15 protein-coding genes and 1 tRNA gene are annotated in these 13,477 nt (G+C 35.6%); 3 read left to right on the top strand and 13 right to left on the bottom strand.

The genetic code is table 11. The features are described 5' to 3' along the window. Positions 1-40 precede the first annotated feature (40 nt). Positions 41-2,476: an ATP-dependent Clp protease ATP-binding subunit gene (locus HYD3684_RS07405; RefSeq protein WP_015420037.1), complete on the top strand. Its 2,436-nt coding sequence runs from the start codon at positions 41-43 to the stop codon at positions 2,474-2,476. A 3-nt stretch (positions 2,477-2,479) separates the two neighbouring features. Then, positions 2,480-2,989: a YbhB/YbcL family Raf kinase inhibitor-like protein gene (locus HYD3684_RS07400; RefSeq protein ID WP_015420036.1), complete on the top strand. Its 510-nt coding sequence runs from the start codon at positions 2,480-2,482 to the stop codon at positions 2,987-2,989. A gap of 2 nt (positions 2,990-2,991) precedes the next feature. On the opposite strand, the gene HYD3684_RS07395 is transcribed toward HYD3684_RS07400, so the two are convergent. The 8 genes from HYD3684_RS07395 to HYD3684_RS07360 are packed head-to-tail and all read right to left on the bottom strand — an operon-like array spanning position 2,992 to position 10,544. Next, positions 2,992-3,741 carry a uracil-DNA glycosylase gene (locus HYD3684_RS07395; protein WP_015420035.1) on the bottom strand — a complete coding sequence of 250 codons (750 nt, stop codon included), beginning with the start codon at positions 3,739-3,741 and terminating at the stop codon, positions 2,992-2,994. Further along, positions 3,738-4,574, bottom strand: a complete 837-nt coding sequence (locus HYD3684_RS07390; RefSeq protein WP_015420034.1) for a MinD/ParA family protein — start codon at positions 4,572-4,574, stop codon at positions 3,738-3,740. The genes HYD3684_RS07395 and HYD3684_RS07390 overlap by 4 nt, the downstream gene beginning before the upstream one ends. Next, positions 4,571-5,692, bottom strand: a complete 1,122-nt coding sequence (locus HYD3684_RS07385) for an AAA family ATPase (protein ID WP_015420033.1) — start codon at positions 5,690-5,692, stop codon at positions 4,571-4,573. The genes HYD3684_RS07390 and HYD3684_RS07385 overlap by 4 nt, the downstream gene beginning before the upstream one ends. Then, positions 5,682-7,730, bottom strand: coding sequence for a flagellar biosynthesis protein FlhA (flhA, locus tag HYD3684_RS07380; RefSeq protein WP_015420032.1), 2,049 nt, complete (start codon positions 7,728-7,730; stop codon positions 5,682-5,684). The genes HYD3684_RS07385 and flhA overlap by 11 nt, the downstream gene beginning before the upstream one ends. Next, positions 7,730-8,032 carry a hypothetical protein gene (locus HYD3684_RS07375; RefSeq protein ID WP_015420031.1) on the bottom strand — a complete coding sequence of 101 codons (303 nt, stop codon included), beginning with the start codon at positions 8,030-8,032 and terminating at the stop codon, positions 7,730-7,732. Before HYD3684_RS07375 ends, flhA begins: the two co-directional genes overlap by 1 nt. After that, on the bottom strand, positions 8,029-8,664 hold the full coding sequence (gene nth / locus HYD3684_RS07370) for an endonuclease III (RefSeq protein WP_015420030.1): 636 nt from the start codon (positions 8,662-8,664) through the stop codon (positions 8,029-8,031). Before nth ends, HYD3684_RS07375 begins: the two co-directional genes overlap by 4 nt. A 25-nt stretch (positions 8,665-8,689) precedes the next feature. Beyond that, positions 8,690-10,072 carry a UDP-N-acetylmuramoyl-L-alanyl-D-glutamate--2,6-diaminopimelate ligase gene (locus HYD3684_RS07365; RefSeq protein ID WP_237698598.1) on the bottom strand — a complete coding sequence of 461 codons (1,383 nt, stop codon included), beginning with the start codon at positions 10,070-10,072 and terminating at the stop codon, positions 8,690-8,692. After that, entirely contained in the window at positions 10,047-10,544 is a 498-nt protein-coding gene (locus tag HYD3684_RS07360; RefSeq protein WP_015420028.1) for a 4Fe-4S dicluster domain-containing protein, read from the bottom strand. The genes HYD3684_RS07365 and HYD3684_RS07360 overlap by 26 nt, the downstream gene beginning before the upstream one ends. 109 nt (positions 10,545-10,653) lie before the next feature. Between HYD3684_RS07360 and HYD3684_RS07355 the strand changes: the two genes are divergently transcribed. Further along, the gene (locus HYD3684_RS07355; protein WP_015420027.1) at positions 10,654-10,956 is read left to right on the top strand and encodes a hypothetical protein; all 303 of its coding nucleotides are present in this window, start codon (positions 10,654-10,656) and stop codon (positions 10,954-10,956) included. An 8-nt stretch (positions 10,957-10,964) separates the two neighbouring features. On the opposite strand, the gene HYD3684_RS07350 is transcribed toward HYD3684_RS07355, so the two are convergent. The 5 genes from HYD3684_RS07350 to HYD3684_RS07330 all read right to left on the bottom strand — a co-directional run bounded on the left by HYD3684_RS07350 (position 10,965) and on the right by HYD3684_RS07330 (position 13,448). Next, a tRNA-Ser gene (locus HYD3684_RS07350) sits at positions 10,965-11,056 on the bottom strand. Positions 11,057-11,096: 40 nt separating this feature from the next. Then, positions 11,097-11,861, bottom strand: a complete 765-nt coding sequence (locus HYD3684_RS07345) for an ABC transporter permease (RefSeq protein WP_015420026.1) — start codon at positions 11,859-11,861, stop codon at positions 11,097-11,099. After that, positions 11,862-12,650, bottom strand: coding sequence for an ATP-binding cassette domain-containing protein (locus tag HYD3684_RS07340; protein ID WP_015420025.1), 789 nt, complete (start codon positions 12,648-12,650; stop codon positions 11,862-11,864). Between the two features lie 5 nt (positions 12,651-12,655). Then, positions 12,656-12,838, bottom strand: coding sequence for a hypothetical protein (locus tag HYD3684_RS07335; protein WP_015420024.1), 183 nt, complete (start codon positions 12,836-12,838; stop codon positions 12,656-12,658). A gap of 19 nt (positions 12,839-12,857) precedes the next feature. After that, positions 12,858-13,448 (bottom strand): aminodeoxychorismate/anthranilate synthase component II, encoded by a 591-nt coding sequence (locus HYD3684_RS07330; RefSeq protein ID WP_015420023.1) that lies wholly within the window; start codon positions 13,446-13,448, stop codon positions 12,858-12,860. Between the last annotated feature and the right edge of the window lie 29 nt (positions 13,449-13,477).

The raw sequence follows: 13,477 nt of genomic DNA, 5'->3' as shown, positions 1-13,477 counted from the left end.
CTAACTAAGGCTCTAAAAATTTTGGTGAAAAGAGGTTTATATGTTTGAGAAATTTACTGAAAGGGCTAGACAGATTATATTACAAGCAAGAGAAGAGGCTATAGAGTTTGGTCATGGTTATCTCGGCACAGAGCACTTGCTTTTGGCTCTTTTAAAAGAAGACGATATACCAACACTCGTGTTGGCTAAGTTTAACATTACCCCTGAGAAGGTAAGGAAAGCTATTACAAGCCAGATGTCAAGGGGAAACCACACAGGAGAAGTATTGTTTGCTCCAGATGCCAAAAGAGTGCTAGAGTTTGCAGTTGAAGAAGCTAGGATACTACATCATCAATTCGTTGGTACAGAACACATATTTATAGGTGTTGTAAGAGAAAAAACGGGTCTTGGTGGCAGAGTATTAAGAGGTTTAGGCCTTGACGAATACGCCGTAAGAAGAGAAACGCTTCAAATATTAGGAGAACTACCCACCCAAGAAACCACAAAATATGTAGCAACACCAACGCTGGACAGACACAGTAGAGATATAACAGCTCTTGCTGCAGAAGGCAAGTTAGATCCAGTGGTGGGAAGAGGAAAAGAAATAGAGAGAACTATTCAGATACTAGCAAGAAGAAGAAAAAATAACCCTGTCTTGATAGGAGATCCTGGAGTAGGAAAAACTGCTATAGTAGAAGGCTTAGCACAAAGAATAGTAGCCAAACAAGTACCAGAATCCTTGATAAACAAAAGAGTGGTAGTGCTTGATATAGCATCTATAGTAGCTGGTACAAAGTATAGAGGTCAGTTTGAAGAAAAGCTGAAAACTATTATAAAAGAGTTAGAAAAAGCGGTTAATGTAATTCTTTTCATAGACGAGCTTCATATGATTATAGGAGCTGGAGCAGCAGAGGGTTCTGTGGATGCCTCTAACATGCTAAAACCGGCTTTAGCAAGAGGTGAGATTCAAATAATAGGGGCCACTACACTTGATGAATATAGAAAATACATAGAAAAAGACGGTGCCTTAGAAAGAAGATTTCAACCAGTGTTGGTAGAACCTCCTTCTGTAGAAGAAAGTATTGAGATTTTAAAAGGATTAGCTCCAAGGTTTGAAAGCTTTCACAACGTTAAATACGAAGAAGAAGCACTTAAAAAGGCAGTAGAGCTTTCCAATAAATACATAAACGACAGATACCTACCAGATAAAGCTATAGATGTAATGGATGAGGCTGGAGCTTTGGTAAAAATAAGAGGCTCCGAAATGCCAGAAGAACTTCAAAAAATGCTGGAACAAATAAAAGAAATAGAACAAGCTAAAGATCAAGCTGCCGCCGAACAAGATTACGAAAAAGCCGCAAACCTAAGAGACGAAGAGATGAGATTAAGAGCTAGGTTTGAAACCGCAAGACTAAAATGGAAACAAGAACAAGCTATAAACAAACCTTTAGTGACCGTAAAAGATGTTGCCTCTGTAGTAGCAAAATGGACTGGAGTACCGGTAGATAAACTCTATGAAGATGACCTATCAAAACTAATGCACATAGAAGAAAAGTTAAAAGAAAGGGTGATAGGTCAAGAAGAGGCTATAAAAGCTATAGCAAAAGCTATAAGACGCTCACACGTAGGGTTAAAAGGCAAACACAAACCAATAGGGGTATTTATGTTCTTAGGTCCTACTGGTGTAGGTAAAACTGAAACTGCAAAAGCTTTGGCAGAATATCTTTTTGATACAGAGGATGCTCTCATAAGGTTTGATATGTCTGAATATATGGAGAAGCACACCGTATCAAAGCTAATAGGCTCGCCTCCTGGATATGTAGGTTATGGAGAAGGTGGCCAACTCACTGAAAAAGTAAGAAGAAAACCTTACTCTGTAATACTTTTTGACGAGATAGAAAAAGCCCATCCAGATGTATTCAATATATTTTTACAAATATTCGATGATGGAAGGTTAACGGATGGTAGTGGAAGAGTTGTAGATTTCTCAAACACCATAATCATAATGACTTCAAACCTAGGAGCAAAATCTATAATGCAGAACACAACCTTGGGATTTGAAAGCAAGCAACATGAGGTGGATAAAAAGAGTATGAAGAAAAATATAATAGAACAGGTGAAAAAACACTTTAACCCAGAGTTTATCAACAGACTAGATGAAATGATAGTATTTGAGCCTTTAGACGAAAAAGACTTGGAAAAGATACTATATCTTCAAACCAAAGAGATAAACAAAAACCTACAAGATATAGGTCTTAGTGTAGAAATTACAAAAGAGTTTGCCGATTGGATAATTTCCAAAGAGTATAAGAAAGAGTATGGAGCCAGAAGTTTAAGGAGAGCTATACAAAGACATATAGAAGATATGTTAGCAGAAAAGCTTATAAACAAAGAGCTAAAAGATGTAGCAAAAGTAGTAATTGATGTGAAAAACGATACCCCTTACATAAAGAGTAAGAAAAAGAATACCAAGAAAGAGGTAGTAACTACTAAATGAAGTATGAAGACGAGGCTTTTTGTCTTTTCTTTATTTATAGCTATAGCGGTTTTTATGACTGAGCAAGCATCAGCTTTTGAACTTTATAGTAAAGATTTTAAAAACGGCGGTTATATCCCGCCGTTATTTTCTTGTCTTGGTAAAGACATATCTCCAGAGTTATATTGGAAAAACCCTCCAAAAGATACCAAAAGCTTTGTCATCATAGTGGAAGATTTGAACGCACCTGGCGGTGTTTTCTATCATTGGAGCGTATACGATATACCTTCAAGTGTTCATGAGCTAAAAGAAGGTACAAAAGAATATCTTCAAGGCTTAAACGATTTTGGCAATATAGGATATGGAGGACCATGTCCACCACCTGGAAAACCGCATAGATACTACTTTAACCTTTACGCTTTAAATATAAGCTCTTTAGGATTACCAAAAGGAGCCACAATAAAAGCCATCCAAGAAAAAATAAGATCTCATATATTAGGAAGCGCCTTTCTTTTTGGGCTTTTTAAAAGATGAATCTAACGTAAGCTGTCTATAAGGCTTTTAATTTTTAAAATATCTTCTCTAAAATTGCTAAGTTCGTTTGGATTCCTAAGAAGATAGGAAGGATGGTAAGTGGCAAATATTTTTGTCCCAGGTGCTAAAACGGGACTTTTTAGGTTTGCCAATATAAAACTTCCCCTTACCTTGGTGGGAGATATCTGTTTTATGCCAGAAAGCCCGACTGCCGCCGTTCTTCCAAGAGCTATTACAAGCTTTGGCTTTATAAGCTTTATCTCTTCTTTTAGTATATAAGAGCACGTTATCATCTCTTGCTCTTCTGGAGTTCTATTGTCTGGGGGTCTACATTTCACAACATTTGTTATATAATAATCCCTTTGTCTTAAAAGCCCCACTCTTTCAAGTTCCTGAGTTAAAAGTTTGCCAGCTTTTCCAACAAACGGTTTACCCTCAACATCTTCATCAGCCCCTGGTGCTTCTCCAACAAACATTATACCAGTATCAGGGTTACCATCACCAAACACCACTTGAGTCCTTTGCTCTGATAGTTTGCATTTCTTACAATCTTTACAAGTCTCATAAAAAGCTTTTAATTGCTGTAACAAATCTGATGCGGTTGACTTATAAATCGTGGCAGAATTGTTATTTAAGGTCTCTTGATTTTTATTTTCAACGTTATCTACGCTATTTTTTACACTTTCTCTTAATTTTTTATCAATATAAACTTTGCCAAAACCTATAGTTTCATATATAAAAGTGCTGTTCATGTGGGTTTTAACCTCTCTATAAGTTTTGACCAGAAACTCTGTTTAGACTGTACATTTATGTTTAGAGGTATGTTCTTTAAACTCTGGGTAAGCTCATCTGTCAGAGTCTTATCAAAAGGTTTTTGGTCCACTATTTTTCTTATAATATTCTTGTTGTAGGTTATATAACCTAAATATTTTAAATTTATATCTAAAAAGCGCTGAGACACAGTGTTTATACTGTTAAATATTTTTAAACCTTCTTCCTTTGAACTACATTTGTTTATCAAAACGTAAAAATCTTTTAACATCATAGATGTGTTTAACACCTTTATAAGAGCATACGCATCTGCTACAGCAGTAGGCTCTGGTGTAGATATAACAATCGGTATATCAGAAGACGATGTAATAATAAGCGTTTCGTTGTGAATGCCTGGGGGTGTATCAAAAATAATGATATCAAAGTTATTCTCAGCATATTCATGAATTCTATCAAGAATCTCTGTTATATCTTTTGAAGATAAGTTTACAAGCTCTTGAATACCGTTTCCACTGGATATAAAGGATACGTTGTTGTTTATTTTAAAAACTATCTCATCTATACTTGCTTTACCGTTTATAAAATCAGACAGGTTTTTCTCTGGAGTGAGTCCAAGCATGATATGTACGTTTGAAAGACCAAAATCTCCGTCTATGATAAGCACCCTTTTGCCAGTATTTCCTATGATCATAGCAAGGTTTATGCTTATAAGAGTTTTGCCAACACCACCTTTACCGCTAGATATCGCTATATATCTTGTATTTGAACCTCTTTCTATAGCCCTTTTCAGGTGCGATAGTTGCCCTTCCATCATATCGTACCTCTTAATAAAATATTAGCTATATTGTCGTAGGTGGCAACCTCTATATCGTTTGGTACTTTCTGACCGAACGTCAAAAAAGATATGGGAAGATTCGTTTTAAAAGATGCATTTATTATACATCCAGGATAAACTGTCTCATCAAGTTTTGTAAATATAATACTTTTTATACCAAGCTCTCCAAACCTTTTAGCGCTGTCTAATATTATTCTTTCATCAGTAGTGGTACTAACCGTAAGAGCTATCTCCAAGGAAGGGACATTTTCCAAATAATGTTTTAACTCTTTTAATCTTATAGAATCATATTGACTTCTTCCAGCTGTATCTATAAATATAACGTCAAGGCTCGATAGCTCACCTATGCATTCTCTAAGCTTTTGAGGTGTATCTGCCACTCTAAGAGGCATTTCTAAAAGATTTACATAAGACTGAAGCTGTTGCACAGCACCTGTTCTATAACTATCAAGTGTTATAACACCAGTTTTAAAACCTTGCATCTTATACATATATGCAAGCTTTGCTATGGTAGTGGTTTTACCAACGCCAGTAGGACCTACCAAAGCCAATATACTTAAAATGCTTTTACTAAAGTCTAGGGTTTTTAAAGAAATATTTTTAGATAAACCTTCTTTTAAAGATTCGTAATCATCTTCATATTTTAAATCAAGCCTATTTATGTTTATATCAAAACCACAAGAATCTTCAAGGATTTTTTTAGCTATATCTTGTTCTACACCCACATTTATAAGCCTTGTGGCCAAGTTCATGGCCCTAAGTGAAAAATCATCGTTTGATTGATATTGTGGCTTAGGAGTTTGCATTTGTTGCGGAGGCTCTTGTTTTACATTCTTAACAACATTTACCACGTCCTTTAAAGTAGTTTTTATTTGCTCTATCTCTGTATATAATTCTTTTTCTTTGTTAAAATGTGATTGGAAATCCTCGTCATCGGCTATACCTATTGTAACCTCTAATTTGTTTGTAGAAAAAAATAACCATTTCTTGGTTTTTACTACTTTTGTGGACATAATGGTAGCTTTATCTCCATACATCGTTTTCGTTAGTTCTATCGCCTCTTGGAGTGAGTCTGCCAAAATCTTTTTAATTTTCATCTACCACACCAAGCACCTTCATATTTACCTGTTTATCTATTTCATTATAAGCTATAATGTTTAATTGTGGCAAGTATCCTTCTAAAGCTTTTCTCACAAATCTTCTTATGTTAGGTGACGTAATAAGCACAGGTTGAGCCTGAAACTCTGCAAAACGCTTCATGTTTTCTGCTATGTTGTTTTTTAGTCTGTTTATAAGAAGATCTAAGAACTCCTCTTCTCTTCCTTCTTTTATATAAGAGTTTAGCTTAGTTTCAACCCTAGGAGAAAATGCAATCACGTAAAGGGTGTTGTCTTTCATAAAACGTTTTGTTATATGCTTTGAAAGCTTTTGCCTTACAAACTCTACTAAAAGTTCAATATCGTTAACTCTATCTATATAATCGCCCACAGTTTCTATTATAGTTACCATGTCGTTGACCGGTACGTTTTCTTTTAGAAGGCTCTGTACAACCCTATGAAGCACAGAGTAAGATACTTTTTCAGGTATTATATCTTTTATGACTTTTGGGTACTTTTGAGATAGCCTTTCCACCAAATCTATAATCTCAGCTCTTCCTATTATTATATAAAGGTTTCGTTTTATTACCTCAGAAAGATGCGTTATTATGACGGTGGATATATCTACTACCATATACCCAAGCTTTGTAGCTTTTGCCTTTTGCTCTTGTGTTATCCAAAAAGCTGGAAGATGGAAAGAAGGATCTTTTGTGGGCTTTCCGTCTGTGAGTTTTTCTTTTACATTGCCAAGATCTATAGCCAACAAAAACCCAGGCATCACTTCGTAAGAATCTTCTTCCACACCCCTTATAAGTATTCTGTATTGGTTCGGCGAAAGTTTCATATTGTCTCTTATATGCACAAGCGGTATAATTACACCATACTCAGCAGCTATTTGTCTTCTTATAGTTTTAATACGAGAGGTTAGGTCTCCTCCTTGGGATTCATCCACAAATGGGATAAGCCCATAACCCACTTCCAACGTTATCGGGTCTGGTTGAGGTAAAAAATCCTCTTCTCTTTGAGTTTGAGGAGCCATCTTTTGTGCTTTCTCTTGCTCTAAAGCCTTTTGTATTTCAACAGCTTTTTGAGTTTTAAGATTTTGTTGAATATAAAAATAAAGACCTCCAAGGATTATAGCCATTATAAAAAATGGTATTTTTGGTAAACCTGGCATTATACCTATAACAGCCAACGCTATAGCGCCAAACAAAAGGACTCTTGGATCCTTGGTAAACTGCATATATATAGCGCTACTGAGCTCTTCTTCCTTTGTGGAGGATTTTGTAGTAAGTATACCAGCAGAAACAGATAGTATCAAAGCTGGCATCTGGGATACAAGACCTTCACCTACAGTGAGTAGCGTATAATTTTTTATTGCCTCCTGAAAATCCATGCCTTTTATAACTATACCTACCACTAAACCGCCGATTATACTTAAAAAGAGTATGATGATAGCCGCTACCACATCACCTCTTATAAATTTAGAAGCACCGTCCATGGCACCGTAAAATGCCGCCTCTTTTTCTAGTTCTTTTCTTCGTTGTTTTGCCTCTTGTTCATTTATAAGACCTGCATTTAAGTCTGCATCTATACTCATCTGTTTACCGGGCATTGCATCCAGTGTAAACCTAGCTGCCACTTCCGATACTCTCTCGGCACCCTTTGTAATAACCACAAAGTTTATAACAATAAAAATAAGAAATATAATAAGTCCTACAACTACGTTGCCCCCTACTACAAACCTTCCAAAAGCTTCTATAATATGTCCCGCAGCAGAAGGACCTTCGTTTCCGTAAAGAAGTATTCTACGGGCTGCAGCTATGTTTAAAGATAGCCTAAGCAACGTCCCTATCAAAAGTATGGAAGGAAACGAAGAAAGCTCTAAAGGAGATTTTACATTTAGTACCAAAATAAGCACCACCAATGAAAAGCCTATGGCAAAAGCAAGAAGAATATCAAGCAAAAAAGCTGGGAGAGGTATAAGTATAGCAGCTAAAATAATACCAAAAAATACTATGACAAAACTTTGTTGCATTAGCCTATTTTAAACCCCACCACCAAACCTACCAAAAACACTACTATATTCAAATTCTTAAAATCTATAAACTTATGTAAAGAACTGTGTTCAAAAAACTCTGATTTGTGGTTTATTATCTGGCTTTTGGCAAAATCAAAAAAATTTTCTAAAATATGATAAAAAACGTTAGAATGAGCGCCGGGTAAAAAATACCCTACTATTATAAAAACTATAAGAATAAGGGCAAAAAGCGATGTAATCTTGTTTATTAGATATCCTATCACTACTCCTATTAGAAAAACACCTATAAGCGTTGTCATTTTATCTTACCAAAGCTTTCGCAGATATCTTTTAATACACATTCTTGGCATTTTGGATTTTTTGCAGTACAAACTTCTTTTGCATGCCTTAACAAAAGAAGATAAAACGTTGTCCAAAGCTCCTTATCTACAATAGATTTTAAGTGCTCTGTGGTTTTATCTGGATCTTTGTTTTTATCAAGACCAAGCCTTTGAACTATCCTATGCACATGCCTATCTACCGCTATAGCAGGTTTTCTAAAAGCGTTTGCCAGCACCATATTGGCGGTTTTTCTACCAACCCCTGGAAGTTTTAAAAGCTCGTCTTCCTCGTCTGGGACCTGAGAGTTGTATTTATCTACTAAAATAGTAGCTATTTCTTTTATAGCGATGGCTTTTTTGTTGTAAAAGCTTATAGATTTTATCGCTTCTTTTATCTCTTCCAACGGGGCTTCTTTTAGAGCTTTTGGGTTTTTAAACTTAGAAAAGAAAGACTTTCTTATGCTATTTACCTTCTCGTCTTTTTCTTGGGCTGCTAAAACTGTCTCTATTAAAAGCTCAAAAGGGTTATCAAATTCAAGGTCTATTTTTGGGTTTTTGTATATTTTTGAAAGCCTTTGATAAACTTCTTTTGCTAACGTTTTCTCATCCATATAATTATTATACAGCGTTTATATGCTAAGTGTTATTTTTATACTTTAACACCTCTTCTTTATCACTAAAATGATATTTTACACCTTTTATCTCCTGGTAATCCTCATGTCCTTTACCAGCTATTACCACCACATCACCATCAAGGGCTATATCAAGAGCCAAAACTATGGCTTTTTTGCGGTCCTCTTCCACCATAGGCCCTTTAGATGGGTCTATACCCTCAAGTATATCTTTGATAATATCCATCGGCTCTTCAAACCTCGGATTATCGGAAGTTACAATGCTTATGTCAGAAAGTTCTGAAGCTATTTTGCCCATCTTTGGTCTTTTGGTTTTATCACGGTTTCCACCTGCACCAAAGACACATATAAGACGGTTTTTGGTTATTGCTCTTGCGGTTTTTAAAAGCTTTTCAAGGGCATCTGGAGTATGAGCGTAATCTATTATCACCTTAACACCGTTTAGCTCTATCGTTTCGAACCTTCCGGGTATTGAGCTTAAAGAAAGAATACCTCTTTGAATATCTTCTATATCAAACCCCATATAAAGCCCAAGGGCTATACTTGCTCCCATGTTGTAAGCTTGAAATCCACCCATCAGGTTTGTCTTAATCTCATAATGTTTATTTTTATAGTAAAAGCCAAAAACCTTGTTTTTTTGATCAAAATACTCTATCTTCAGATGGGCGTTTTTCGAATACCCATAGGTTATAGCTTTGTCTTTAAACTCCTTATAAAGCATGCTACCGTAATCATCGTCTATATTTAAAACACAAACCTCATACTCGTAATCTTTAAAAAGCCTTCTTTTGGCGTTGAAATAATCTTCCATGGTCTTATGATAATCAAGATGATCTTGGGTAAGGTTTGTAAAGACGGTGGCAAAAAACTTTGTAGGATAAACTCTAAGCTGATCCAAAGCGTGAGAAGATACTTCTGCTGCCACAAAATCAAGCCCCTTTTCTTTGGCTTTTGATAAAAGGCTAAACCACGTTTTTACACCGGGAGTTGTATTGGGAGCTTCTATAACCTCATCGTCAAGTTTGTAATACATAGTACCAATGATACCACCTTTATATTTTTGAGACAAAATAGCGTGTATTATATGTGTGGTGCTTGTTTTACCGTTGGTCCCGGTAACACCTATGACTTTCAGATGTTCATCTGGAGCATCAAAATGAGCTTTTACACACTCTCCAAAAGCTTTTTTAGAATCTTCTACTACTATTATATTCTTAAAATCCTTAAAAGGTTTTTCTGCTACAACGTAAGGAGCCCCTTTTCCAATGGCTTCTTCTATAAAATCATGACCGTCTTTTGAAACGCCTCTTATGGCAAAGAATATCGTATTGTTATCTACCTCTTTGGAGTTGTCTGTAATATTATACTTCTTGCAGTCTAAATTCATTGTAAACATCAAAGCTTTTGGAAATGTGTTTTTGAGGTATAGGATAATCTACTTTTACAAAGTAAAGGCAATTTGTAGTGCACTTGGTTACACAAGAGGGTAAAAGCCCTTTTTCAAGTCTGTTTATACAAAAATCACACTTTACCACTTTTTCAGTTTCTGGGTTAAAGCTTATAGCCCCGTAAGGACAGGCTATTATACAAGCTTTACAGCCTATACAAAGGTTATCCCTCACAAACACAAGACCATCTTCTCTTTTTGTCATAGCTGAAGTGGGACAAGCGTATACGCATGGAGCTACATCGCAGTGAAAACAGTTCATAGGCATAAAGTAAGAAATCTGTTCTTCTTCGTAATGTTCAAATCTAAGTACTTTCATAGGTCTTGGTCCTTCCTGGAAAAGACTTTTTTCTTGCTTGCAAGCCACTTCGCAAGACATACATCCTATACATCTATCTATATCCATAAGCATTACGTATTTTTCCATAGGAGATTATATTATAGCATCTTTTAAATAAAACAAGACTATTCATAAAATATTCATATATGTGTGCTTAAATTCTAAATAGGAGGTTTTAAACATGAAAAATCTTTTAAAAGTAGGTTTAACAGTGGGTATTTGGCTTTTAGTATTTAATACTTCATATGCTAACGATGGTATAATGCTAAACCAAGAAAAAGCCTATCTTTTGGAGGTTATACACGATAAAATAGATATGCTACAAAATATGGAGATATGCGTAGATCAAGCCCAGTCTTGGAAAGATTTAAAAGGGTGTAACTTGTACGAGCTTTGGGGAGGATATATGCCGCCAGCTTGTCCCTATCCAAATCCTTACTACTGCGGGCCGATGCCTTGGATGTTTGAAAGAAAGCACAAATAGTTAAGATATGGCGGAGAGGACAGGATTCGAACCTGCGGTACGGCTTTAACCGTACAACGCCTTAGCAGGGCGCCGCCTTCGACCACTCGGCCACCTCTCCTTACCTAAACATTATACCATAACAATTTAGCTAAGAAATTTCAATTTACAAGCTTTTTTATAGAAAAAGCGCTAAAAACCAAGAAAACAACGCTGTAGAAACTCAATACCGCTAAAGGTATGCCTATATAAATACTATTTTTATAAAGTAAAAGTCTGAGACCTTCCACAGAGTAAGTTAAAGGGTTTAAGAACGCAACAACCTTCAACCATCCTGGCATTAAAGATATAGGGTATAAAGCACTGCTGGAGAAAAAAATAGGCATCGTTATTATTTGAATTACGCTCATAAACCTCTCAACATTTTTAAATATCGAGGCTATTAGCATAGAAAAACTGGCAAAACATATACCAGATAGCATGATAACAACAATTGAAAGCAAAATTGTATAAATGTTTATATAGATGTTAACGTTTATGGCTTTTGAGAGTATCATTATTAAAAAAGCTTGTACTAAAGATCTAACACCAGAAAAAATAGCTTTCCCAGTGGTAATAGAAGAATAAGGTATAGGAGCACTTAAAAATCTCGTTATCTGACCTTGATCTTTGTCCCATATTAAAGATATACCATAAAAAAATGAAACAAACATCACAGATTGAGCCAAAATGCCCGGTGTCATAAAAGAAAGGTAATCGCCTTTTATAGGTATGCTCTTTATATTTTTAAACACATTGCCAAAAAGCAGTATCCAAATAAGGGGCTGAAAAGCCCTCGTTATTATATCTACTTTTTGACGTATCATCTTTCTTAGTTCTATTTCAAGTATTACAAAGCTTCCTCTTATAAAAGCCAAAAACCACATCTAACTAAGCCTTTTGACTATATTCCTTGTTTTTCTTATAGATTTTATATCTTGGGTATCCTCTTCGATATTCTCACCGGTAAGCTGAATAAAAATCTCTTCCAAAGAGGCATTTTTGTCGCCAATGAGTTCTCTTAGCTCTTCTAATGTACCTTTTGCCACTATTTGCCCTTTTTTCATGATTGCTATTCTATCGCATATACGTTCAGCTTCGTTCATATCGTGAGTGGTGATTAAAACCGCCATATCTTGTTTTTTTGATTTTAAAAAATTCCATATACTAAGCTTAGAGTTTGGATCAAGACCTACGCTTGGCTCATCTAAAAGAAGCAGTTTTGGACTGTGCAAAAGCGCCATAGCAATCTCTAACTTCCTTATCATACCACCAGAAAACGTTTGAACCATAGAATCTTTTCTATCCCATAGATTAACGGCTTTTAGCATTTGTTCAACACTATCTTTGGAAACGCCGTAAAGCTTTCCTATAAGCCTTAGATTTTCGTAAGCGCTTAGGTTAGGTATTATAGAAATATCTTGAGGCACATAGCCAATTTGGCTTTTTATCTTGACGGGATTTTCTTTTATAGATTTTCCTTGAATTTTTATTTCACCAGAAGTAGGTGGTATTATACCGGCTATTATTTTTATAGTGGTGGTCTTCCCAGCACCGTTTGTACCAAGAAGACCAAAAATCTCACCTTTTTTTACTTCAAAACTTATACCTTTTAAAGCCTCAAAACCGTTGTAACTTTTCTTTAGGTCTTTGACTTCTAAAAAATACTCTTCCAAACGCTTTAGTCTTTAGCTGCTAAAGGCACTACCAAACCAACCCAAATGCCGTTTAGAACAGCAGCCACCACCATGAGAAAACCAAATGTAACCGTAGAGTATTCTTGCCCGTGCCACAAAATAGCACCAGCCACTTCAGCCACCACCAAAACCAGAGTTGTGAGCCATATAAGAGCTACGCCTTTCATAATGCAACCTCCTATCCGTTTAAACTTTATTATAACTCAATTTAGCTTCTTGTAAAAAGTTTTTTAGTATATCAAATCCATACTCAGAAACTATGGACTCTGGATGAAACTGCACACCAAAAATAGGAAGAGCTTTATGTCTTATACCCATTATATCGCCATCCTCGGCCACAGCATCTACAATAAACTCATCTGACAGCGTACTTTTATCTATCACCAACGAATGATATCTTACCGCTTTAAAGGGATTTGGTAGACCTTTATAAAGACCCTCGTTATCATGGGATATCATAGAGGTTTTCCCATGCATAAGTCTTTTAGCTTTTACTATATTAGCTCCAAAAGCATATCCTATGCTTTGATGCCCAAGACAAACCCCCAATATTGGATATTTATCTTTATACATTTTTATTACATCTACAGATATACCAGCCTCTTTTGGAGAGCAAGGCCCTGGAGATATTACTATAGCGTCTATGTCCATATCTCTTATATCTTCTGGTTTTATTTCGTCGTTTTTCACAACTTCTACATTTTGACCCAATATGTTAAAATACTGCACCAAGTTGTAAGTAAAAGAGTCATAATTATCTATCATCAAAAGCTTCATACTTAAAATATAGGATCTCTTACAAAGTT

This window comes from Hydrogenobaculum sp. 3684 (assembly GCF_000213785.1).
GTDB lineage: Bacteria > Aquificota > Aquificia > Aquificales > Aquificaceae > Hydrogenobaculum.
The sequence above is the reverse complement of the archived record's forward strand: the minus strand, read 5'-3'. Positions and strand labels throughout refer to the sequence as shown.